We start from the raw sequence: 23,747 nt of genomic DNA, 5'->3' as shown, positions 1-23,747 counted from the left end.
GAAGTTGTGGGTGAGTTCCAGTGCCCGAGCCAGACGCATAAAAAAATCCGATGCCTATTCAGGCATCGGATTTTGATTTCTTGCGGCCAAAGGTCAAGCAAAAGGGCTTAACTGATCGGCATTAGCCTGCCGGGCCCTTTTTGCGTCATTGCGCAGTGCCTGCCTGAAAATCGGCGATCTGCTGCCACATTACAATCGGGTTGGAGTACATCGGGAAGTGCCCGCACTCAGGAATTTGCGCCAACCGCACACCCTGGGCCTGGATATGCGGCAAGTAAGACAGTGATGCATTCTGCTCGCCGTACATGAACATGCGCGGGCATTTCAATCCGAGAAACTTGCCCATCAGGTCGGCGTTATCGGAGAGATCAACCATCGACTGGAATATCCCTCGCACTGCACCGGCACGCACCTTGTGCTTCAAACTCGCGGCATAGAGTGCGCTGGCATAGGCTGGCGCATGCCGCGTGCGCTCGATGAAGGCGGCAAAAAATGCTTCGTCATCCGCGGCAGGATAGTCGACCACCTGACGACTGAGGAAGCAGTCTTCCGGGGCGATATTGCCCTCGATATCGACGAAGCTGAGCACCCTGTTCGGGAACTGATAAGCGAGCATCAATGCGGTCAGTCCACCCATGGAGTGGCCGACCAAATGAAAGCGCTCAAAGCCAAAATGCTCGAGCACCTGCAGTGCCGTCCTCATCAAAAATTCAATGGAGATTTTGGAAAGGTCACTGCACTGGCTTTCCCCGCAACCCGGCGCATCGTAGGCGACGAAAGGATGTCCGGCGAATGCGGCTTGCTGCACGATGTCGGCATAGTCTTCCTTGGTCGAGCCAAAACCATGCAGGAACACGATGGGCGCCAGGGTTCCAGCGCGGTGAATGGCGGCGATGTCCAGTTGGACACCCTCCACTATTAGAGGGAGTTGCGTTTGAATGAAGGGCTCTTGCGAGGACACGTGGATGACTCCTTGAACGAATGGATTGTCGCATGGCGCACAATTTCAAGGGTATCGCGCCTACTGTAAATGACTGATTGGGGAACGCTTTGATACGTCAAACCTATCAGGACTGGGTTCGAAACCGGGCGACCAACTCTTCCACCAGCGGATTGGCCCTGTCCGTATTCCAGGCCACTGCGGTAGTCACGACATTCAGTGGTTTGCTCAGCGGTCGTAACACCACATTATCGGGCGCGAGTTTTTTCAGTGAGGCCGGGACCAGGGCAATGCCTTGTCCATAGCTGACAAACGCAATTTGCGAAGCCACAGAGCGCACTTCATGCAGCACCCGAGGGGAAAATCCGCTGGCCCGGCAGGTCGCGATCAGGTTGTCGAAGTAGACCGGGCTGACCTTGCGGGAAAACATCACCAACGACTCGTTGGACAAACTGGACAGGCTGATCCGCTTGCGCGAAGCCAATGGATGATCAATGGGCAAGGCTACGACCAGCCGATCCTCGGTCAGCGGCAACGATTTGATCGAGGCCCCGAGGTCGCCGTCCAGGCGGGCGAAAGCCAGGTCGATGTCGCCGGCTTCCAGCGCAGGAACCGCTTCGACACTGTCGATCTCCCGCACAGAGACAGTGAGATGCGGGTAATCGCTCTTCAGTTGCTCGATCAAGCCTGGCAATACATCAAACATGGCCGTGGAAATCGCGCCGATGGTCAACATCCCTGACTGCCCCGCCACCGCCTCTTCCACCGCTAGTTCCAGGCGCTCCAGTTGTTCGGCGAATTTGCGCACTGCCGGCAGGATCGCTGCGCCGACGGGGGTCAGTTTCGCCCCGCGTCGCGAACGGTCGAACAGCTTGACCTTGAGAGCCTGCTCCAGCACCTGGATCTGTTCGCTCAGGGGGGGTTGGGACATTCCCAGGCGCTTGGCGGCGCGGCCGAAATTCTGTTCTTCGGCCACGGCCAGGAATAACCAGAGGTGACGAATCAGGCGGAAATTGATCATGATCATTCCATAGGTTTAACGTATCTAATGCTTCTGTGATTAGTAATATACCTATCAAACTGCCTCGTTGACACTGGGCGCCTCCGTCACCACAGGGGCTCTCCCATGACTAACAAGAGTTTGCTGGATCGCTTGGCAGCGTTGGACACCAACACAGTGTCCGATGCGCTCGATTTCCTCGGCTTGCCGGGTGCCACCGTGGGGCTGCGCCCGCTGTGGGACTGTCCGAAAATCGTCGGCCGCGCCAGTACGGTTCTGCTCGCCCCAAAATTCGACAGCGCACCCACGGTGCACCTGATTACCCCGGTGGTTGAACAGATTGCCAGCAACGATCGCGTACTGGTGATCGCCGGCGGAATCGAAGGTATTTCCTGCTGGGGCGACATCCTTGCCAACGCCGCAGCCGGCAAGCACGTTCGCGGCACGGTGATCGACGGTTTCAGTCGCGACATCGACGGCAGCGAAGCGATTGGCTACCCAGTTTACGGCCGCGGCGTGACCATGATCAGCGCGCGCAATCGGGTGGTGCAGATTGATGCGGGCGTAACAATCACCGTGGCCGGTGTCGACGTCAGTGAAGATGACTATCTGATCGCCGATACCTGCGGGACGGTGTTTATTCCCCAGGCTGAAATCGAGAAGGTACTCGACCTCGGCGAGCGGATCGCCCGCCGGCAGGACGGCATGGTGGAAGCCGTTCGCAACGGTCGCTCGGTGGCCGAGGTGATGCATGACACCCAGTTCGAAGCGATCCGCGTGGAGCACGCCTGATGAATCTTGAAGACAAAACGCTGGTCGCCTTGTTTGAAGGCCTGGACACCCCAGGCGTGTCCGATGCAATGGACAAACTCGGGCTGCCCGGCCAATGCCTCGGCGTGGCGCCACTGGACAATTACAGCAAGGTCGTCGTCGGACCTGCCTTCACTGTGCAGTACGTCTCGGCCAGCGTTCCTCCAGGCACTGTGGGTGATTTCATCGAAGACGTGGCACCAGGTGATGTGGTGGTTATCGACAACGGCGGCCGCACCGACTGCACCGTATGGGGCGACATCATGACCCAATACGCCAGCACCCGGCAGATCGCTGCCACGGTCATCGACGGCGTGTGCCGGGATGTCAACAAAGCGCTGGGCGACGGTTACCCGATCTTCAGCAAGGGCCGTTTCATGCGCACCGGCAAAGACCGCGTACAGGTTCAGTCGGTCAACCAGCCGGTGTCCATCGGTACGGCCCGAGTCTGTGCCCGCGACATCGTGGTCGCTGACGCCAACGGCGTGGTAATCGTCCCCCGCGCCCGTGCGGCTGAAGTGGCGGCATGTGCTCGCCAGATCGAATCGATCGAAGCCGACATTCGTGCCCTGATCAGCCAAGGCAAAACCCTTAAAGAAGCCCGTGCCGCACTGGGTTACCACAGCCTGCAGAGGAAAGTCTGATGACCACGCTCCCCCTCCCCCTGGATTTTCATGCGCGGGCAAAAGTGCTGGGCAGTTCAACGCTATATGAAGCGTCCCATCTGCCTTGCGCGGTCGACAGTGCGATCCACCCGATCTGGGACGGCGCCTTCATCTCCGCCCCCGCTTACCCTCTGGAATGTTCGCCGGGAGACAACCTCGCCCTGCACCTGGCGATGGAACGAGTGCCCCGTGGCAGCGTGCTGGTTGTCGGTACGGGTGGTTTCATCGCCGGTTATTGGGGCGAAGTGCTCACGGTGGCGGCCGAAGCGGCTGGCGTGGTCGGGCTGGTGATTGATGGTGGCGTGCGGGATATTGCGGCCCTGAAGAAACGCCAGTTCCCGGTGTTTGCCCGCGGTGTCTCGGTGAAAGGCACGGTCAAGGTCAGTGCGCCGTCAGTGGGGCAACCGTTCAATTTCAACGGTGCCTTCGTGGCCCAGGGTGACTGGGTGGTGGCCGATGATGACGGTGTGATCATCATTCCCAAGGCGGATGCGGCACGCACCCTGGCAGAAGGTGAAGCAAGGGCGAACAAGGAAGCGCAGATGATGCAGGCGTTGACCGAAGGCCGCTCGACCCTGGAACTAATGAACCTGACTGAGTGGAGAACCCGCGCATGAGCGCCGATATCCAGCGGCTGAACCAGCGCCTGGCCAGCGCGCAGCCGTCCGCGACTTACCGAATCATGGACCGGGTGGCGGAGCGTCGTGCACAAGGTGCGCAGATCATTTCGCTGTGCGCCGGCGAGCCTGATTTCGATACGCCCAAGCATGTACGTGAAGCGGCCATTCACGCCATCGAACATGGGCACACCCGCTACACCCAGGTCGCCGGTGTACGTTCACTGCGAGAAGCGGTGGCCGCCAAGTTCCGCCGCGAGAATGGCCTGGACGTCACCTGGCAAGACACCCTCGTCTGTAACGGTGGCAAACAGGTGATCTACAACGCCCTGGCAGCAACCCTCAATGAGGGTGACGAAGTCATAGTGCCGGCGCCGTACTGGGTCAGTTATCCAGAGATGGTTCAACTGTGCGGAGGTGAAAGCAGAATCGTCACCTGCGATGCCGATACCGGTTTCAAGCTGACGCCCGTGGCGCTGGCCGCGGCGATCACCCCGCAGACCCGCTGGTTGATCCTCAACTCGCCGTCCAACCCGACGGGGGCGGTGTACAGCCGGGATGAACTTCGCGCCTTGGCGCAGGTGTTGTTGGCACATCCTCATGTGTTGATTCTGGCCGATGACATCTACGAACACCTGATCTTCGACGATCAAGCGTTCCATACCCTGGCCCAGGTTGAACCACGGCTGGTGGCGCGTACCCTGACCATGAACGGCGTTTCCAAGGCCTACGCCATGACCGGCTGGCGCATCGGTTTTGCCACAGGGCCACGCTGGCTGCTGGAGGCCATGGAAAAACTGCAAGGTCAGCAAACCTCGGGGGCAAGCTCGATTTCGCAACAGGCCGCACTCGCCGCGCTGGAGGGGCCCAAGGACTTCATCCGCGAAAGCCGCGCCGCGTTCCAGGGGCGTCGCAATTTGATGGTGGAGCTTTTGAACGCCACACCAGGTCTTGAATGCGTCAGCCCAGCGGGGGCATTTTACGCGTTCGCTTCCTGTACGGGGCTGATCGGTCGTACCTCCGCGGGCGGTCGAGTGCTGCACACTGACGAAGATGTCGCCCATGCACTGCTCAACGAAGCGAATGTGGCGGTGGTGCATGGCAGCGCTTTTGGCCTCGGCCCCTACATTCGCATTGCCTACGCCTTGGATGACGCTTCATTGCGCAAGGCCTGCGAGTCCATCCGCTCGTTCTGTACCAGCCTGCGTTAATCCGCCGCTGAAAAACCAACCCGGCCATGGCCGGGTTTTGCTGTTTATCAGCTGCGTTAACTCGATGCTTCTGGTAAACAATCGATCACTTTTTTCAATCGAGCCTGAGCCATGATCACGTTCAAGCAACTGGAAGCCATCTACTGGATTGTGGAACTGGGTAGCTTCGAATCCGCAGCCATGAAACTGAACATGTCCCAGTCAGCCATCTCCAAGCGTATTCAGGAGCTGGAAGATGCCTTCGACATGCCGATCTTTGATCGTTCCAAACGCAGTGCGCGTCTGACGGAAAAAGGCACGGAGTTGTTCGAGCAGGCCACGGAGATTCTGCGCCAGCGCGATTACTTGCTTGAACGCATAAGCTCCAAGGAAGTGTTGGTCAGGCGCTTTCGCATCGGCGTCACCGAGCTGACCGCCATGACTTGGCTGCCGGCGCTGGTCGAGGGTATTCGCAGTGCTTATCCCAAAGTGGTACTCGAACCCTCGGTCGAGCTCAGCACCGAACTGGTGGCCAAACTGGAGAACGATCAGCTCGACCTGATCATCGTTCCCGACATCTTTGCCGACGCGCGTTTCGTCAGCACGCCGCTGAGTTCAGTGGAGAACGCCTGGATGTGTGCACCTTCGCTGCATCAGGGTAACGAGATCATGAACATCCAGGCTATTTCCTCGTACACCGTCCTGACTCAGGGCGGCGGCTCCGGCACCGGGTTGATCTATGAGCGCTGGTTTGCCCAGAATGACGTCCGGGTCCACCGTACGATCAAAAGCAACTACCTGATCGCCCAGTTGGGCCTGACCCTGTCCGGTGTCGGCATCAGCTACCTGCCTCGCCAGTGTCTCTCGCCATTGGTGGACCAGGGCCGGCTGCTGGTCATCGAAACCGAGCCTGCGCTGCCTCCCATCCAATACATCGCCGTGCACCGCTCCGATCGTCTTCAGGGCCTCAGTGTCGAAGTTGCACGTCTGGCGGCAGATTGCTGTGATTTCAGCCGGATGGTGATTTAGCTCTTGAAACAAGAAAAAAAGCGATGCTTTTGCATAGATAAATATCGCTAATAGTGCCGAGCGACCTTTCTTACTATGAACGCATAGCCCACAAGGGTTCAGTCGTTCATGGAGGTCGCTATGTCATTGCCCGGTTCACGCATCTACCCTTCTCCACCCCAGGCGCCACGCTCGCTGCTGGACGCTTTTCAGAGCGTCGTCACGCCGCATATCAGCGACAACCTCGGGCGTCACATCGGTGCCCGGGGTCTGACGCGCTATAACCACACCGGCAAACTGGTGGGCACCGCCCTGACGGTGAAGACTCGCCCCGGTGACAACCTCTACATCTACAAGGCCCTGACGCTGATCGAACCGGGGCATGTGTTGGTGATCGACGCCCAGGGTGACGCGACCAACGCGGTCATCGGTGAGCTGATCAAGCTCTATGCCCAGCAACGCGGCTGTGTCGGCTTCGTCGTCGACGGCGCCATCCGCGATGTCGCCAGTTTTGAAGCCACACCGTGCTATGCCCGCAGCGTGGTGCATTGCGGCCCCTACAAAAGCGGCCCAGGGGAAATCAACGTCCCGGTGTCAATCGGCGGGATGATCATCAATCCGGGCGACATCATTGTCGGTGACGAGGATGGGCTGGTTGCCTTCTCGCCCGACCATGCCGAGCAGGTGTTGGTCAAGGCGCGCGAGCATGACGCGCACGAACAGCAGGTCAAAGCCGAAATCGCCACTGGCGCCATCGATCAGTCATGGCTGGACAAGGTGCTGGAAAGGGCCGGACTGGCGAACTGAGTTTCGCTACGAAGCGATCCTGAATTCCCTTTAGCACGTTTTTGACTGCGCTATTTTTGCCGGGCTTTCAGCCCGGTTTTTTTTTGCGCGCACATTTTATACAACGCGAATCAGGCCTCAAAGTTCCATCAATAAAAGCGATCTTTTGACAGGAGTATTTGTCGCTTTTTTTACGGTTTCATAATTATTACTTTGGCCGGACAACACCGACAAAAACAAGGTCCGCCCCATGTCTATGCCTGAAGTCATAAAACCAGCCGTGCGCAGCAAATACCGTTGGGTGGTTGCGGCCCTGATTTTCTTGATCTACACCATTGCCGCCGCCGACCGAGCCAACCTGGGCGTCGCGCTACCGTTCATTCGTAAAGAGTTTGAAATGAGTAATGCCGAGGCCGGCGGGTTGATGAGTTTGTTTCTGCTGGCCTATGCATTGGCACAGATCCCTTCCGGCCTTGCCTTCGGCCGTTTCGGCGTCAGCAAGATCCTGCCGGGCGCCATGGTACTGACCTCATTGCTGACCGGTCTGGTAGGCACCGCCGGCTCACTGTTGGCATTGAAGCTGTATCGCCTGGGTCTTGGCGTCGCTGAAGGTCCACTGCCGATCAGCATGACCACGACCATCAACAACTGGTTTCCTGCACGGGAAAAAGGCACTGCGTCAGGGATCTTTCTGTCGGCGGTCAAGTTCGGGCCGGTGATCGTGCCGCCACTGTGTGCCGTGATCATTTCGGTATGGGGCTGGCGAGAGATCTTCTACTTCTTTGCCGTGCCCGGGATCGCACTGGCAGTCGTCTGGTATTTCATGGTCACCGACCACCCCTCCCGAAGCCGGTTCGTCAACGCAGCCGAGCTCAGCTACATCAGCGAAGAAACCGGCAGCACTGAAGCGACTCGGCAAACCCGCCCCAAAAAGACACCAGCCTGGGTGAGCAAACTCGATCGAGTCATACGTGCCCGCCAGGAAACGCCACTCGAGACCAACCGGCAGGTATTCAGGTCCTGGAACATTTGGGGCTGCGCCACCAGCTATTGCTTCCAACTGGGTGTATCAAGCGTACTGCTGGCGTGGATTCCGACCTACCTGATGACGGTCAAACAGTTCTCGATCATGAACATGGGGCTGGTGTCGGCTGCGCCGTGGGTGGGCGCCGTACTCGGCAACCTGCTAGGTGGTTTCTGCTCGGATCGGTTGATGGGTGGGCGACGTAAACCGGGCATGCTGCTGTCTGCGCTCGGCACCTCGCTGATGATGTACCTGCTGATCAATTCGCCTGCCGACCCCCTGCCCTACGGCTTGTTACTGATGCTGACCGGCGCTGTGCTGAGCCTGGGTTTTTCCTCCTACATGGTTTACCCGATGGGCCTGACCACCAAAAAAACGTTCCCCATCTCCAACGCCATCGTGAACATGATCGGTCAGTTGGGCGCGGCGGCGACGCCGTTCATTACCGGGCTGCTGCTGGACAACTATGGCTGGAACTATGTGTTCGCCTGGCTGGCGGTCGGCTCATTTATCAGTTTCATCCTCTTGCTGACCATTTCCGAGCCTCGGGCGAAATTGAACACCCCGGCTTGAAATGCATTGCGAACAAAGCCCAGCCGCTCATGTGAGCGGCTTCTGTCTGAACATTCTGTCATCACTGCGAGGCGTTACACATGTCCCCCCAAGACAAAGAACTAGTTGCCCTGTTTGAAGGCCTGGATACGCCGGGCGTGTCGGATGCCCTGGATAAACTGGGTCTGCCGGGGCAGTGCCTGGGCGTCATGCCCCTGGACAATTATCGGCAAGTGGTGGTCGGGCCGGCCTTCACTGTGCGCTATGTCACTGCCAGTTGCCCGCCGGGAACGGTCGGAGATTTCATCGATGATGTGGCAGAAGGCGACGTGGTGGTTATCGACAATGACGGGCGCACCGACTGCACCGTCTGGGGCGACATCATGACCCAATATGCCGGGAGCAAACGGATTGCGGCGACCGTTATCGACGGTGTCTGCCGGGACGTCAGCAAGGCACTCGGTGATGGCTACCCACTGTTCAGCAAAGGCCGCTTCAGCGTACCGGGAAGGATCGGGTCGAAGTGGAGTCCGTAAATCAGCCGGTGTCTATCGGCCAGGCCCGCGTGTGCGCCAGAGACATCGTGATCGCCGATGCTAACGGGGTGGTGATCGTGCCCCGGGATCGAGCCCATGAAGTGGCGGCCTGTGCCCGCTCAATCGAAGCAGTGGAAGCCCATATTCGCGCCTTGATCGCTGAAGGCAAATCCCTCAGGGAAGCCAGGTCAGAGCTGGGTTACCACACCCTGCAACGCAAGTCCTGATCGTCTCCCTACGCCCCTTTTCCCTTTGCCCTCACAGCCTGCCCACGACAGTGCAATGTGAGGGCTTTTTTTGCTGTTACGTCCAGGGTCTTTGCGAAAAAAGTGGTCGCCCCTAACGTTCGCATAAACGACAAAGGGCGAGCAGCCACGCCTGTGAATGCTCACTCTTTTATCTTGAATACGCACCGATAACAGGTCAGACCGTCAGCGGTTTTTCTCCGTTGTCACTCTGTACAGGCTGCGCCGCAGCATGACGCTCAGCCTCGTCCTCACTCACCAACTCGCCTTCCCACTTGGCCACTACCGCCGTGGCGATGGAGTTACCCACCGCGTTGGTCGCCGAGCGGCCCATGTCGAGGAAGGTGTCGATCCCCAGAATCAGCAGCAAGCCGGCTTCGGGAATATCGAACTGCGTCAGCGTCGCCGCGATCACCACCAGCGAAGCGCGCGGCACGCCGGCCATGCCTTTGGAGGTCAGCATCAACGTCAACAACATAGTGATCTGCGTGCCGATAGACATGTCGATACCATAGGCCTGAGCGATGAATAGCACGGCAAACGTGCAGTACATCATCGAGCCGTCGAGGTTGAAGGAATACCCCATGGGCATGACGAAACTGGAGATCCTGCGCCTGACCCCGAAACGATCCAGCGCATGAAGAATCTTCGGGTAAGCCGACTCGGAACTGGCCGTGGCGAAAGACAGGAGGAAAGCCTCCCTGATCAGCACCACCAGTTTGAATACACGCCGCCCCAGGAACATCCAGCCGGCAAAGACCAGCATCGCCCAGAGCACTATCAGCCCGAAATAGAAGTCGCGCATGAACACCGCGAATTTCACCAGAATATAGAGCCCGTTGACCGCTACGGTCGCGGCCATGGCCGCCATCACCGCCAGCGGCGCGAGTTTCATCACATATCCAGTGACTTTCAGCATCGCCTGGGAGAGCTCCTCGATGACATTGATCAGCCCCTGGGCCTTCTTGCCCAGAGAAGCCAACGCCACGCCGAAAAACAGCGAGAACACCACGATCTGCAGAATTTCGTTCGTGGCCATGGCCTCGGCGAAAGACCTGGGCACCAAATGCGTGGCGAAATCCTTGAGGGTGAACACCGACGTTTGCAGGTTGGTCGCACTGGTCACCTCTGGCAATGGCAAGCCCAGGTTGTGCCCGGGTTGCAGCAGGTTGGCCATGACCAACCCCACCGACAGCGAAATCAAAGACGCGGTGACGAACCAGCCCAGCGCCTTGCAAAAGACCCGGCCCACAGCGCTTGCGTCGCCCATGTGGGCGATGCCCACTACCAGCGTCGAAAACACCAAAGGTCCGATGAGCATTTTGATCAGGCGTAGAAAAATGTCGGAGATGATCGAGATGTACCCGGCGATCCTGATCGCCGCCGCTTTGTCTGGGAAGTTGAGGAAAATCATGTAGCCGATAAGGATCCCCAGCAGCATGGCGATCAATATGCCTGCCGCAGCCGGTAGCCTGTTCTTCATAACGCACCTGTTGTCGTATTTTCTGGAAAGTAGCCTGGGTAAACGCCCGCGTGATCACGCGACAGCGTTGAAAAGCGCAAGGGCCGCCGCAGTGCTACGGAATGAAAAAGGCAAGTGCAAAGTGCCTGTATCGGCAGGCCGAGGATGGATGCGGGTGGAACAGATCATGGACAGAGGACAGGACGGGGCAAGCCAACTGCAGGAGGCTGTCATACATAGGTGCAACCCTCGGATCTTATAGTTGTGGTTGCGTCGGTTACGCGCTGTACCGACGTAGCCGGAAACTACGCTAGTGCTGCTCCCCCAATAAGAGCCGATCGCGCTCTACCAGATATGCCCAAATGCGATGGCGGCGCGCTCAAAGTCCGCGTTTTCTCCAACGGCAATTTCTCGGTTTTCCCTTTCCCATAATTCGTGGTTATCGCCGCTCACTGCTGCGCCACGCATTCACCGCCCAGCTATACAAAACGGGCATATCTCAAAGACAAAAACGGTAGTCGTCGTTCTCCTTCAGCGCTCCCAGAATGGGTGAAAACACAAAAGCAGCACTGCTTGGGAGATAGGCATGTCAACAGAAGCTGAACAAACCGTGGGACAGGATTGGCAGGAGGACGTATTCCGCGTGCTCAAGGCCCACGACGTCAAACACGTGGTCTTCGTACCGGACGCAGGTCACTCGGCGGCCATCCGCATGTCGTATGCCGACCCGGACATCAAGGCCGTTGTCCTCACCACCGAAGAAGAAGGTATCGGCTACCTCGCCGGCGCCTGGCTCGGCGGTGAACGGGGTGCCCTCTTGATGCAATCCAGCGGTGTCGGTAACTGCATCAATACCCTGGCACTTCAGGTGTGTGCCGGTTTCCCGCTGTTGATGGTGGTCACCATGCGCGGCGACTGGGCCGAATTCAATGCGTGGCAGAACCCGATGGGCCAAGCCACCGAAGCTTCCCTGAACCTGATGAAGGTCATGACCTGGCGCGCGGACGTCCCTACAGAGGTCGCCCCGCTGCTGCACGGTGCCGCGACTATGGCGTTCAACGGTGATTCCGCCACTGCCCTGCTGCTCGGCCAGCGCCTGATTGGAGAAAAGAAATGGGTCAAGTAAGCGCAAACCACACCCTGTGCCGTCGCGAAGTGGTCAAGGCCTTGCTGGCCGACCGCAAAGATGTGCTGGTCGTGACAGGTCTGGGCTCGGCGTCCTATGACGTCATGGCCGCCGGTGACAATGATCTGAATTACTACCTCTGGGCCGCCATGGGCAGCGCCATCACGGTCGGCCTCGGCCTGGCCAACGCTCAGCCGGACAAGTCTGTGGTGGTGATCACCGGTGACGGTGAGTTGCTCATGGGCTTCGGTGCTCTGGCCACCGTCTCGCTGCAAAAACCCGCCAACCTGACCATCGCCGTACTCGATAACGGGCACTTTGGCGAGACCGGCATGCAAGTCAGCCACGCCGGTTTCGGTATTTCCCTGGACCAGGTGGCGAAGACCTGCGGTTTCAGCTGGACCGACGAAATTCGCGACATGGAAGGCGTACACAATCTGCGCGAACGCTTCGCTACCCGCGATGGCGTCAAGCTCGCAACGATCAAGATCAAGGCGGAAAACCCGCCACGTGTACTGCCACCGCGTGATGGTCACTACATCAAGAATCGCTTTCGTGCCGCGCTGGGTTTCAACCCGATCTGATTGCGCCCTACCCGGACCCGGTCACGAAGGGCCGATGCCATGCGTGACGCGTTGAGGAGAATAATAATGACTGACCGCAACTCTGAAGAACTCAATGCCATCCGCGAGGGCGTGCGCGCCCTGTGTGCTGAATTCGATGCCGCTTACTGGCGCAAAATCGACGAAGAAAAAGGCTTTCCGGAAACCTTCGTCAAAGCCCTGACCGACGCCGGCTGGCTGGCCGCGATGATTCCTGTCGAATATGGCGGCTCCGGCCTCGGGCTGGCCGAAGCCTCGGTCATCCTCGAAGAAGTGAACCGCTGTGGCGGCAACTCCGGCACCGTTCACGGGCAGATGTACAACATGTTCACCCTGCTGCGTCATGGCAGCGAGGCACAGAAAAGCTACTACCTGCCGAAACTGGCCAACGGTGAACTGCGCCTGCAATCGATGGGTGTGACCGAGCCCACCACCGGCACCGACACCACCAAGATCAAGACCACCGCGATCAAACGCGGCGACAAGTACGTGATCAACGGACAAAAAGTGTGGATCTCGCGAATCCAGCATTCCGACCTGATGATCCTGCTGGCACGCACCACGCCGCTGGCCGAGGTGAAAAAGAAGTCCGAAGGCATGTCGATCTTCCTCGTCGATCTGCGCGAGGCCATCGGCAACGGCATGACCGTGCAGCCGATCGCCAACATGGTCAACCACGAGACCAACGAGTTGTTCTTCGACAACCTGGAGATCCCCGCAGACAGTCTGATCGGCGAGGAAGGCAAAGGCTTCAGGTACATCCTCGACGGCCTGAATGCCGAACGCACCCTGATCGCTGCCGAATGCATTGGCGACGGTCGCTGGTTTATCGAAAAGGCCAGTGCTTATGCCCGCGATCGCGTGGTGTTCGGGCGCCCTATCGGGCAGAACCAGGGCGTGCAGTTCCCCATCGCCGAAGCCCACATCGAAATCGAAGCGGCTGACCTGATGCGCTGGCGTGCCTGCGAGGAATACGACAGCGGCATCAATGCCGGGGCCAGCGCCAACATGGCCAAGTACCTGGCGGCGAAGGCGTCCTGGGAAGCGGCCAACGCCTGCTTGCAAACCCACGGCGGTTTTGGTTTCGCCTGCGAATACGACGTCGAGCGCAAGTTCCGTGAAACCCGGCTGTACCAGGTAGCGCCCATCTCCACCAACCTGATCCTGTCGTACGTTGCCGAACACCTGCTCGAGCTGCCGCGCTCTTTCTAATAACAAGAGAGATAACATCATGAGCCAGCCCAAAGGCCTCCGTCCGCTCGATGGCATGACCGTCGTCAGCCTTGAGCACGCTATTGCAGCGCCCTTCTGCACCCGACAACTGGCCGACCTCGGCGCCCGGGTGATCAAGGTCGAACGTCCAGGCACAGGCGATTTCGCCCGGGGCTACGACCAACGCGTCAACGGTCTGGCCTCGCACTTTGTCTGGACCAATCGTTCGAAAGAAAGCCTGACCCTCGACCTGAAGCAAGATTCGGCCACTGAGGTGCTGGACAGTTTGCTGGCCACCGCCGATGTGCTCGTGCAGAACCTGGCGCCTGGTGCGGCTGCGCGAATGGGGCTGTCATTTGAGGTGTTACATCAGCGATTTCCGCGCCTGATCGTCTGCGACATTTCAGGCTATGGCGCCGGTGGCCCCTATGAGAAGAAGAAAGCCTACGACCTGCTGATCCAGAGTGAAGGCGGCTTCCTGTCGGTCACCGGCGGCCAGGGCGAGGAAGAAATGGCCAAGGCCGGTTGTTCAATTGCCGATATCGCGGCCGGCATGTACGCCTTCACCGGCATCCTGTCCGCGCTGTTGTTGCGTGAACGCACCGGTGAAGGCAGCCACCTCGATGTTTCGATGCTCGAAAGCCTGGTCGAGTGGATGAACTACCCGATGTACTACGCCTACGACGGAGCACCACCGCCCCCTCGCGCCGGTGCTGCGCACGCCACCATTTATCCCTACGGCCCCTTCCCTGTCGGTGACGGCACCACCGTGATGCTGGGTTTGCAGAACGAGCGTGAATGGCAGCTGTTTTGCGAGAAGGTACTGCTTGCACCCGAGCTGGCCAAAGACCCGCGTTTCTCCGCCAACTTCAAACGTGTCGAGAACCGAAACGCGCTACGGGAACTGATCATTGAATCGTTCGCCACGCTCAATTTCGATGCGGTGATTGATCGCCTGGACCATGCGCACATCGCCAACGCTCGGGTGAACGATATGCAAGGTGTCTGGGACCATCCGCAACTTCAGGCCCGTGACCGTTGGCGAGAAGTCGAAACCTCTGCCGGCCCCATTCCAAGCCTGATCCCGCCCGGTAGCAACAGTGCGTTCGAGCCTCGTATGGATGCCGTGCCGGGCCTAGGCCAACACACCGAACAGCTACTCAAGGAATTGGGGCTGGGGACGGAGCGCATTGAAGAAATGCGTGCCGCCGGGGCCATCTGATTGCAACGAACAACTATTTTCGAGTGAACACTGCCCCATGAAGATCCTGGTAGCTGTGAAACGCGTCGTCGATTACAACGCGAAAGTTCGCGTCAAGGCGGACAGTTCCGGCGTCGACCTCGCCAACGTGAAGATGTCGATGAACCCGTTCTGCGAAATCGCCGTGGAAGAAGCCGTACGCCTGAAAGAGAAGGGTGTTGCGACTGAAATCGTCGTCGTCTCCGTAGGCCCGTCCACCGCTCAAGAGCAACTGCGTACCGCGCTGGCTCTGGGTGCCGACCGCGCCATCCTCGTCGAGTCCGCCGAAGACCTGACTTCCCTGGCTGTTGCCAAACTGTTGAAAGCTGTTGTCGACAAGGAACAGCCTCAGCTGGTGATCCTTGGCAAACAGGCCATCGACAGCGACAACAACCAGACTGGCCAGATGCTCGCTGCATTGAGCGGCTACGGTCAGGGCACGTTCGCGTCCAAAGTTGAAATCAGCGGCGACACCGTTGCCGTGACTCGCGAAGTCGACGGCGGCGCGCAGACGGTTTCCCTGAAACTGCCGGCCATCGTCACCACCGACCTGCGTTTGAACGAGCCGCGCTACGCGTCTCTGCCCAACATCATGAAAGCCAAGAAGAAGCCTCTCGAAGTAGTGACCGCGGACGCTTTGGGCGTTTCCACCGCCGCCACCCTCAAGACCGTGAAAGTCGAAGCGCCTGCTGCACGCAGCGCGGGTATCAAGGTCAAGTCGGTGGCTGAACTGGTCGAGAAACTGAAGAACGAAGCGAAGGTGATCTGAATGACAATCCTGGTGATTGCTGACTATTCCAATGACAAGCAGGGCAACAAAGTCCTGGCCCCGGCCACGCTGAACACCGTGGCGGCTGCGGCTAAAATCGGTGGTGACATCCACGTTCTGGTGGCCGGCGCATTTGTCGGTGCAGTGGCTGAGGCGGCTGCGAAAATCGCTGGCGTGGCCAAAGTGCTGGTCGCCGACAACGCCGTTTACGCCAATCTGCTGCCGGAAAACGTAGCTCCGTTAGTCGCGAATCTGGTCATCGAACAACGCACGATTTACAGCCATGTCCTGACCTCCGCCACCTCCAACGGCAAAAACATCCTGCCGCGCGTTGCCGCTGCGCTGGACGTTGACCAGATCTCCGAGATCATCTCGGTGGAAAGCGCTGACACCTTCAAGCGCCCGATCTACGCCGGTAACGCCATCGCCACCGTGCAGTCGAACGCTGCCGTGAAAGTGATCACCGTACGTGCTACCGGTTTCGACCCGGTGGCCGCTGAAGGTGGTTCGGCATCGGTTGAAGCCGTTGCCGCTGCCCACGACGCAGGCACTTCGAGCTTCGTTGGTGAAGAACTGGCCAAGTCCGATCGTCCGGAACTGACCGCTGCCAGGATCGTCGTTTCCGGCGGGCGCGGCATGCAGAACGGCGACAACTTCAAACACCTGTACGCCCTGGCCGACAAGCTGGGCGCTGCCGTCGGTGCTTCCCGCGCCGCGGTCGACGCAGATTTCGTACCCAATGACATGCAGGTCGGTCAGACCGGCAAGATCGTTGCTCCACAGCTGTACATCGCCGTCGGTATCTCCGGCGCGATCCAGCACCTGGCCGGCATGAAAGACTCCAAGGTGATCGTTGCGATCAACAAGGACGAAGAAGCGCCGATCTTCCAGGTGGCCGATTACGGCCTGGTGGCGGATTTGTTCGAAGCGATTCCAGAAATGGCCGCCCTGGCCTGATCACCGACCGACAGGAGCGATAAATATGAGCAGTACCGATTTTTCAGCCTGGATTGGACGTCGTCAGGAAAGCCAGGACCGGATCAGTTTCACTTTGGTGAAACGAATTGCCGCGACGTTGAGCGAAGTGGCACCGCAGCCTGGCGAACCACTCCCCCCCTTGTGGCACTGGGCGTTTTTTCAGGAATCGGTTACCGCCGACGAACTGGGCCCGGACGGTCATCCGGCGCTCGGAGGATTCCTGCCGCCGGCCCACAACCGCAATCGCATGTGGGCGGGTAGTCGACTTGAGTTTTACCAGCCGTTGAAGGTGGAGGCTGACGTGACCTGTGTATCAACCATTCTCAACGTCGAAGAGAAGCACGGTCGCACGGGTTTCTTATTGTTTGTCACGGTACGCCATGAGTATTTCCAGGATGGCAAACGCGCTCTTCAAGATGAGCAAGACATCGTCTATCGGGAACCCACTCCTCCCAAACTGAGCGGCACCGAAGCACTCCCTGAAGGCCAATGGCAGGCACGCGTCGAGCCCTTGGCGCCCCTGCTGTTCCGCTACTCCGCCGTCACCTTCAATGGCCATCGAATTCACTATGACTGGCCATACGTCACAGAGACCGAAGGTTACCCGGGATTGGTGGTGCATGGTCCTTTGATCGCCACCCTGAATCTGCGTGCCTTTACCAAAGCGCACCCGAACGCGCGCTTGAAGCGCTTCACCTTCCGTGGCGTCCGACCTTTGATTTCGCCTCACCCTTTCGAGGTCGGCGGACGTCTGATCGACAGCGGCAAGGCACAGCTCTGGGCAGGTAATCAGGACGGTACAGCGCAGATCGGCGAAGTCGAGTTCAGCGCGGGAGAAACACCATGAATACGTCCATTGTTCGCTCCGCCCTGTTTGTGCCGGCCACTCGTCCAGAGCGCATACCCAAAGCCATCGCTACCGGTGCGGACCGGGTCATTGTTGATCTGGAAGATGCCGTGCAGGAAAACCTCAAGGAACAGGCCAGGGATAACCTGGAGCGCTTCTTGAGTGACAATCCGGACGCCCCGATTCTGGTGCGAGTGAATGCCCCGGATCACTGGGCCCACGTGGCAGATCTGGAGCTTTGTCGACGACACGCCGCCGTGATCGGAGTTTTGCTGCCCAAAGCAGAAAGCGCGGAGCACGTCCTCACGGCTGCCAATACCCAAAAGCCGATCTGGCCCATCATCGAAAGCGCCAAGGGCCTGGCCGAACTCCAAGCGATTGCCCAGGCCCAGGGCGTTGAACGCTTGTCGTTCGGCAGCCTTGATCTGGGCCTGGACCTGAACTTGACCACCGGCAGCCATGCCGCCGAAGAGATCCTGAGCCACGCTCGATACGCAGTACTGCTCGCGACTCGGGTGGCCGGCCTCGCTCCGGCGCTGGATGGCGTGTTTCCTTCCATACAGGACACCGTCGGCCTGCACAGCACCGTTCAGTTTGCCCGCGAAATGGGGTTTGGTGGCGCGCTATGTATCCATCCGAGCCAAGTGGCGATTATCCATCAAGCGCTAAAACCCGGTCTGGAGGAACTGCACTGGGCGCAACGCATCATGGACGCCGCCAGTTCGGGTGAAGGTGTATTCGTGCTCGATGGGCAAATGGTCGATGCGCCTGTCATAGGCCGTGCACAGGCCATCCTGGCGCGCGCGACCTGACTCGACGGCAGCACTCTTGCGTCGTGCGCGAATTCTGTAACGCACGGACCGTCTGCCTGGACCGTCACTGACAACCGGCAAATCACCAAGCTCCGCGAGACCTTTCGCCGAGCCAAAGATGGGCGAGTCCGAAAAAGACTCGCCTGCCCCTTATGAGGAGCTTTTGATGCGTGCCTTCCCTACAATCCTGGGCGTTACCCTGACTGCGGCCTTAAGCAGTACTCCCCTTATGGCTGCCGAACTCACCGGCACGCTCAAGAAAATCAGGACCTCGGGAACCATCACCCTGGGTCACCGAGACTCGTCCATTCCCTTCTCTTATATTGCCGACGGATCCGGTCAGCCGGTGGGCTACTCCCATGACATTCAATTAAAGATTGTCGAGGCTATCAAGCAAGAACTCGGTATGTGAACGAGCCCCATGAAAGACAGGACACCGTTTCCCCCTTACGATAAGGGATAGGCAAACGGTTATGTTTATGACTAATAGCAACGATAAGAGTGATGAGCTTTTGGGCCAGGAGCGGCGTCGTCGCTGGAGCCCAGAGCAAAAGCTGGCCATGGTTCGAGAGAGCCTTGAACCAGGACAAAGCGTTTCGGTCGTGGCTCGGCGCAACGGCATCAATGCCAACCAGTTGTTCCTGTGGCGCAAGCTGTACCAGGACGGCAGTCTATCGGCGGTCAGTGCTGGCGAAGCCGTGGTACCGGCCTCCGAGCTGAGCGATGCGCTCAAGCAGATCCGTGAACTGCAACGGATGTTGGGCAAGAAAACGATGGAAGCGGAAATCCTCAAAGAGGCCGTGGAGATCGCCCGGTCGCGAAAATGGATTGCGCACTCACCCTTGTTGCCGGGGGACGACCAGTGAAACTGGTCAGCGAATGTCTCGGTGTGGCGCGCTCGCAATTAACGGTTCGAATCAAGCAATCGGTATCGCCCAAGACACGGCGAAGCAGGCCTGTGAACGACGCTGAGTTGGTGGCCGAAATCCAGCAACAGGTCAGCGAGCTGCCCAGCTATGGCTACCGTCGAGTCTGGGGATTGCTGCGTCGCGCCCGTGAAACCCAGCTGCTACCTGCGATCAACGTGAAGCGGGTTTACCGGGTGATGCGTGATCACAACCTGCTGCTTGAGCGCCGGATCAAACAACCCGGCGTGCCGCGTCGGCACGAAGGCCGTATTGCGGTGCAAACCAGCGATACGCGTTGGTGCTCGGACGGCTTTGAGTTCCGTTGTGAGGACGGCGCTAAACTGAGCGTGACCTTCGCCCTGGACTGCTGTGATCGCGAAGCCATCGGCTGGGTCGCGAGCCCGACCGGGTACAGCGGCGATGATATCCGCGACTTGATGCTGGAAAGTGTGGAGAAGCGCTTCGGTGATCAACTGCCTGCAACGCCGGTGCAGTGGCTCAGCGATAACGGTTCGGCCTACACCGCCGAACAGACGCGCCTGTTTGCTCGGCAGATCGGCTTGCAGCCGGTGACCACACCAGTGCGTAGCCCGCAGAGTAATGGCATGGCCGAGAGCTTCGTGAAGACGATCAAGCGTGACTACGTGGCGCACATGCCCAAGCCGGATCGGGAAACGGCGCTGCGTAACCTGGCGATTGCCTTCGAACACTACAACGAGCAGCATCCGCACAGCGCCTTGAACTATCGCTCACCGAGGGAGTTCAGGCGCTTGGCAGTGGCATCAATTTAACTGGGAGTTGGTGTCCGGTTTTGTAGGGGCAAGTCCAGTGAGTAACTGCAGCGGTTCTGGAAGATGCGATGTGTCGAGGTTTCGCACCGCCAAGCTTGAGGGTGAACTCAAATTCTACTTGGCACTACCACAGATCGGCGCCCAGCCATTGCATTGCAATGGCGAGCGGTTATCAGGAGGCCTCGATAATTTGCCAAATGCACTCATGGATCGCTGCCCTCCCCGATTCATCGCTGGTTGCTCGACGCATTTGTTTAGTAATCCAGCATCTGATGTCAATCAGATCGTAAATGGCTCAGCATGGTCGAGCCCAACCACTTGATTACACGCTCAAGCGAGCATGAACTACGCCCATGAGCGTGCAGTCAGATAGGGCGCTTCACCCACGGCCTTGGCAGTGAGCAGGAGTAAAACCCAGCGGTGGCCAAATTCCATTGGCGTGAAGCAGTTGTATAGTCGTGACGCCATCTATAAAACTCGGCGAGGCACTGTGAGGTTTTGCATAAACGCGAGGGCAATTGCCTGTTTACGCACAGCAGCCCCGATTTTTTACGGCAATGCTGGATCACGTACCCTGAGCAGGAATGTTGAAAAGTCGGTAGAGCTGCTCGGCATTCTTACCCAGGTCCGGTGGCTTCATCTCATGAAATCGAACTGGCCCTTGCTGGAAGATCTCGTGTCAATTTTCATCCCGCAAAATACTTAATTTAGTTCCTGAGTTGAAAATACAAACTCATAAGCCCGGCTTTTAATTAGCCTATTTGTGCTTCTCACCTCGTCAATGGATTCCATATTCTGGACAAGTAATGATCCGCCCCCGCTGGGCTCGTGAGGGATACAAATATTCATAAAGAGTCTAGGTGACAACGGCATGAGGCCATAAGCCTTGTACTGAGGCACCGAATCAGTTTTTTCGAAGTACATGGCTGGGCAATCAGTTGTGATGAAGTCCAATTCAGTTTTGTTAACCGAGATCCGCATAATGCAGCCGGCCTTCTCTAACTCCAGACATAACTCATAGGAGTTAATGTACAAAATACATTTCAATAATGCTTGCTTTTGAACGTCGGTGAGAGTGATTTTCCCATGGTTAGACACCAGGTGAAAAGTGGACATGTACTCGCCAACTTCATTGATTTTTTGCTTGGTTCTGAAAATTTGAAAACAGTAAAAAATCAGCAAATGCTGGAATGTTTTCGTCGTTGGAGGATTTAACAAATAGTCCGCTTGACTATTACTAAGTTCCTTTATTTCCGCAGATACTGCCGACTCAATACCTGCATAAGCGTCTTCCAAGTGATGCTTCTTTAGATGCCTGAGTATTTCTTGAGCATTTTTCTTCATCTCCGGAATTTCTTTAACGACTCCGATACCCTTATTTAACACATCATCGGCCGCTTTAAAGAAAAAGGTATCCTGAAGAAATTTTTTTATGAAAGGATTCGTCGCAGATTTTTGTTCGAAGATATAGTTTAACGCATCCCACACCACGGAATCCATTTCAAGATTATAGAAGTAATTCTTAATGGCAATATCTGCAACATCCGACTTTTCAAATGGATGTTCCTCTCCATCTATACGCCTAAGTACATGCAGCTTTTTATTGGTTAGCCATAGTTCTAAATAAAACTTAGATACGTAATGTTGTCTCTTTTTGTTTTTCAAGGTTGATAAGTCAAACAGCTCGTGCTCTTCCATGTAAACTCCCTGCATAATAAAAACCACCTATTATTGCGGTGCTAATTGATAGTCATCGCAATCAAGATTTGGCGGATAGTGAAATGTTTGAGGTTTGTTAATAATGTTAATTGTTGCAGTGATCCTTGGTATTGGGGTTTTCCGGCGCGCGCAGAAGTTCACGTTCGTACCTCGCCGATCAGCCATCCGTGCATATGACAGGCGTCAGCGACTCAAAGTAAGAATCAGCGTTGTCTCCCTGACGATGGGTGAACAGCATCTTCCCGCGGCTCCTCTACCAACCACAAGCGCTTCCCATGCCAGGCCGAAGATAGCTCTCAACATCTACCCGATCTCATGCAATGGCCTTTCGTGTCCAGCTAGCAGGCGAATGACCGCTAATAGTCCGATCAACGCGTCGATGACGCTGCACCAAAATCCAATAGTGACTTTATGCATACTCAGTCACAAAACACCATGCAAGCGCACACCTTACTTCACGCGCTTGAAAATCGCTCCGACTCCATCGCGACTTTGGAGTACCACTTGGTCGGAATTTTTGATTCTCCCATCTCCGGAAATGTCAATTTTCTCAGGACGGAGAGCCAAAATGGGTGGGGTCTCAGCAACTGCCGGGGCATCATCAGACGAGAGGTTCTCAAAAGCCTCCTCAAGAACATCGATCCTACAGAATGTCTGCATTGTCCATGCACCTTGACCGTCCAAGTCTATAAATCTCGGAGCACCTGTGTAGACAGCACCAAAGTCATCGATGTCGGTGACGCTTAACCGAGCGTTATTCAGTTCATCTCTAGCCTGACTCACTGGCCCACCAATGAAATGCTTTGCCATCGCATTCAACCCTAAAAGATAGAATGCATTGGTAAAATTGACTTTCTGAACTGATTTTATTGCTTTGCTTGTAGTACTGACTCGGCTCGGAGCAAGCGTGGCTGAACTATGAGCCGCGCTTGGAAACCGGCCATAAGCAGTAACCAGCCCGACCCCACCCGGATTTACCAACGTAGCCGCGATGATACGGCCTTCGGTGGCTGTACCACCATTAGATAGCTGTGTCAGTCTATTTGAATAGATTTGGCGCTTCCACTCATTCTTAGCGATGAGTCGGACTTCCTTCATCGTTCGAGCAGACCCTTTAGCATCGACTAAACATACATTGCCGGAGGAAGCAAATACAAAGTCGGGTGTAGGGGCTTTGGCTGTGGTCGAACTGGTAGCTTTGAGCGTCGATGCTGGGGAACTTATAGTTGAAACCGCGGGTGCGATGCAGTCTTCCCAGTGACCGCACCATGCATAGCCCTGATCTTGCATCTCCAGGTAAGCCAAGGACGCTCCGATTGTCCCTTTGATACTTGAACCAATGAAGTCTTTAGCATGACTAAAGTTATGATGAAGGAAGATTTTATTAGAGGGCTTAATTCTTGAGCTGGCGAATCGCGGTGTAAGATAGCATAGAGCGACTGCTCCCAACCCTTGTCCAGCCAACTGCCCTCTAAGGCCTACTTTCTGTCCGAGTATTGAAGCGCGAGTAGACGCATAAATAAAGTGCATTGGATCAACTGATAGTGGCGTCCCACCTGGTACCATGGGCTTTTCCCAAGATGCCTTCTTCCGCACTTGCTTCAGTCGATAATGTTCGTACCGTGGAATATCCTTAATTCCGTGGAACCACATTGGGCCGTCTCCAATTGTCTGCGCATGGTGATCTGATGAACATAGGTGACGATGATATCATGGCGCCACCTCGAACAGGATCCCGAGACAGCAGCCATGTGCTAACTCGCTGATCGGCAAACCCCTAAGGATGGTCTGAAGTAGTCACGCTTTTCTGGCTGACTTCAGCCTCCGCTGATTTTGAAAACGGCGAATCGACCAAAACGATCAGATCATCCGCGTATTTCTGCGTTTTTAGCCGCCGCGAGCACCTCG

Annotated in this window: 21 protein-coding genes and 2 pseudogenes; 18 read left to right on the top strand and 5 right to left on the bottom strand. The window is 57.1% G+C overall.

Going from position 1 to position 23,747, the window contains the following annotated elements; all coding sequences use genetic code 11:
- Window positions 1-145 precede the first annotated feature (145 nt).
- Together CKW18_RS27900 and CKW18_RS27895 are read right to left on the bottom strand one after the other, a co-directional pair.
- Window positions 146-961: an alpha/beta fold hydrolase gene (locus tag CKW18_RS27900; RefSeq protein WP_095191729.1), complete on the bottom strand. Its 816-nt coding sequence runs from the start codon at window positions 959-961 to the stop codon at window positions 146-148.
- A gap of 106 nt (window positions 962-1,067) precedes the next feature.
- Window positions 1,068-1,961 carry a LysR family transcriptional regulator gene (locus CKW18_RS27895; RefSeq protein WP_048381811.1) on the bottom strand — a complete coding sequence of 298 codons (894 nt, stop codon included), beginning with the start codon at window positions 1,959-1,961 and terminating at the stop codon, window positions 1,068-1,070.
- A 105-nt stretch (window positions 1,962-2,066) separates the two neighbouring features.
- Here CKW18_RS27895 and CKW18_RS27890 point away from each other — a divergent pair, with 105 nt between their 5' ends.
- From CKW18_RS27890 to CKW18_RS27855, 8 genes and pseudogenes are all read left to right on the top strand, one after another.
- The gene (locus tag CKW18_RS27890) at window positions 2,067-2,732 is read left to right on the top strand and encodes an RraA family protein (protein WP_095191728.1); all 666 of its coding nucleotides are present in this window, start codon (window positions 2,067-2,069) and stop codon (window positions 2,730-2,732) included.
- The gene (locus CKW18_RS27885; RefSeq protein ID WP_095191727.1) at window positions 2,732-3,394 is read left to right on the top strand and encodes an RraA family protein; all 663 of its coding nucleotides are present in this window, start codon (window positions 2,732-2,734) and stop codon (window positions 3,392-3,394) included. The genes CKW18_RS27890 and CKW18_RS27885 overlap by 1 nt, the downstream gene beginning before the upstream one ends.
- Complete coding sequence (locus CKW18_RS27880) at window positions 3,394-4,032, top strand: RraA family protein (RefSeq protein WP_095191726.1); 639 nt, start codon at window positions 3,394-3,396, stop codon at window positions 4,030-4,032. Before CKW18_RS27885 ends, CKW18_RS27880 begins: the two co-directional genes overlap by 1 nt.
- A complete protein-coding gene (locus CKW18_RS27875) occupies window positions 4,029-5,243 on the top strand; it encodes a pyridoxal phosphate-dependent aminotransferase (RefSeq protein ID WP_095191725.1) in 1,215 nt (404 codons plus the stop codon). Before CKW18_RS27880 ends, CKW18_RS27875 begins: the two co-directional genes overlap by 4 nt.
- A 111-nt stretch (window positions 5,244-5,354) precedes the next feature.
- Complete coding sequence (locus tag CKW18_RS27870; RefSeq protein ID WP_095191724.1) at window positions 5,355-6,251, top strand: LysR family transcriptional regulator; 897 nt, start codon at window positions 5,355-5,357, stop codon at window positions 6,249-6,251.
- 120 nt (window positions 6,252-6,371) lie between these two features.
- Window positions 6,372-7,037: an RraA family protein gene (locus CKW18_RS27865; protein ID WP_095191723.1), complete on the top strand. Its 666-nt coding sequence runs from the start codon at window positions 6,372-6,374 to the stop codon at window positions 7,035-7,037.
- A gap of 229 nt (window positions 7,038-7,266) precedes the next feature.
- Window positions 7,267-8,613 (top strand): MFS transporter, encoded by a 1,347-nt coding sequence (locus CKW18_RS27860; RefSeq protein ID WP_256587115.1) that lies wholly within the window; start codon window positions 7,267-7,269, stop codon window positions 8,611-8,613.
- 80 nt (window positions 8,614-8,693) lie between these two features.
- Window positions 8,694-9,355: pseudogene (locus CKW18_RS27855) on the top strand (RraA family protein).
- Between the two features lie 196 nt (window positions 9,356-9,551).
- Here the strand turns inward: CKW18_RS27855 and CKW18_RS27850 are convergent.
- A complete protein-coding gene (locus CKW18_RS27850) occupies window positions 9,552-10,856 on the bottom strand; it encodes a dicarboxylate/amino acid:cation symporter (RefSeq protein WP_095191721.1) in 1,305 nt (434 codons plus the stop codon).
- 565 nt (window positions 10,857-11,421) lie between these two features.
- On the opposite strand from CKW18_RS27850, the gene CKW18_RS27845 reads away from it, so the two are divergent.
- From CKW18_RS27845 to CKW18_RS27800, 10 genes and pseudogenes are all read left to right on the top strand, one after another.
- Window positions 11,422-11,961, top strand: coding sequence for a thiamine pyrophosphate-binding protein (locus tag CKW18_RS27845; RefSeq protein ID WP_048381779.1), 540 nt, complete (start codon window positions 11,422-11,424; stop codon window positions 11,959-11,961).
- Window positions 11,949-12,545, top strand: coding sequence for a thiamine pyrophosphate-dependent enzyme (locus CKW18_RS27840; RefSeq protein WP_095191720.1), 597 nt, complete (start codon window positions 11,949-11,951; stop codon window positions 12,543-12,545). The genes CKW18_RS27845 and CKW18_RS27840 overlap by 13 nt, the downstream gene beginning before the upstream one ends.
- 66 nt (window positions 12,546-12,611) lie before the next feature.
- Window positions 12,612-13,775: an acyl-CoA dehydrogenase family protein gene (locus CKW18_RS27835; RefSeq protein ID WP_008047692.1), complete on the top strand. Its 1,164-nt coding sequence runs from the start codon at window positions 12,612-12,614 to the stop codon at window positions 13,773-13,775.
- A gap of 19 nt (window positions 13,776-13,794) precedes the next feature.
- Window positions 13,795-14,997 (top strand): CaiB/BaiF CoA-transferase family protein, encoded by a 1,203-nt coding sequence (locus CKW18_RS27830; RefSeq protein WP_095191719.1) that lies wholly within the window; start codon window positions 13,795-13,797, stop codon window positions 14,995-14,997.
- Between the two features lie 37 nt (window positions 14,998-15,034).
- Window positions 15,035-15,784, top strand: coding sequence for an electron transfer flavoprotein subunit beta/FixA family protein (locus CKW18_RS27825; protein WP_095191718.1), 750 nt, complete (start codon window positions 15,035-15,037; stop codon window positions 15,782-15,784).
- On the top strand, window positions 15,785-16,741 hold the full coding sequence (locus CKW18_RS27820; protein WP_095191717.1) for an electron transfer flavoprotein subunit alpha/FixB family protein: 957 nt from the start codon (window positions 15,785-15,787) through the stop codon (window positions 16,739-16,741). It abuts the gene before it with no gap.
- 25 nt (window positions 16,742-16,766) lie between these two features.
- A complete protein-coding gene (locus CKW18_RS27815; RefSeq protein ID WP_095191716.1) occupies window positions 16,767-17,609 on the top strand; it encodes a MaoC family dehydratase N-terminal domain-containing protein in 843 nt (280 codons plus the stop codon).
- Window positions 17,606-18,421 carry a CoA ester lyase gene (locus CKW18_RS27810; protein WP_095191715.1) on the top strand — a complete coding sequence of 272 codons (816 nt, stop codon included), beginning with the start codon at window positions 17,606-17,608 and terminating at the stop codon, window positions 18,419-18,421. The genes CKW18_RS27815 and CKW18_RS27810 overlap by 4 nt, the downstream gene beginning before the upstream one ends.
- A 166-nt stretch (window positions 18,422-18,587) precedes the next feature.
- Window positions 18,588-18,830, top strand: a pseudogene (locus tag CKW18_RS27805) (amino acid ABC transporter substrate-binding protein); the annotation flags it as partial.
- 70 nt (window positions 18,831-18,900) lie between these two features.
- Window positions 18,901-20,120, top strand: a protein-coding gene (locus CKW18_RS27800; RefSeq protein WP_371857655.1) for an IS3 family transposase whose coding sequence is annotated in 2 segments (ribosomal slippage) — window positions 18,901-19,246 and window positions 19,246-20,120 — 1,221 coding nt in all. Because the reading frame shifts where the segments join, the coding sequence is not laid out codon by codon here.
- Between the two features lie 702 nt (window positions 20,121-20,822).
- On the opposite strand, the gene CKW18_RS27795 is transcribed toward CKW18_RS27800, so the two are convergent.
- On the bottom strand, window positions 20,823-21,818 hold the full coding sequence (locus tag CKW18_RS27795) for a DUF4238 domain-containing protein (protein ID WP_170947334.1): 996 nt from the start codon (window positions 21,816-21,818) through the stop codon (window positions 20,823-20,825).
- Window positions 21,819-22,289: 471 nt separating this feature from the next.
- Window positions 22,290-23,492, bottom strand: a complete 1,203-nt coding sequence (locus CKW18_RS30430; RefSeq protein ID WP_141233170.1) for a hypothetical protein — start codon at window positions 23,490-23,492, stop codon at window positions 22,290-22,292.
- Window positions 23,493-23,747: the final 255 nt, after the last annotated feature.

This window comes from Pseudomonas sp. Irchel 3E19, from assembly GCF_900187585.1.
In the GTDB taxonomy this organism is placed as follows: domain Bacteria; phylum Pseudomonadota; class Gammaproteobacteria; order Pseudomonadales; family Pseudomonadaceae; genus Aquipseudomonas; species Aquipseudomonas baetica.
This window is presented reverse-complemented; position numbering and strand designations above follow the sequence as displayed.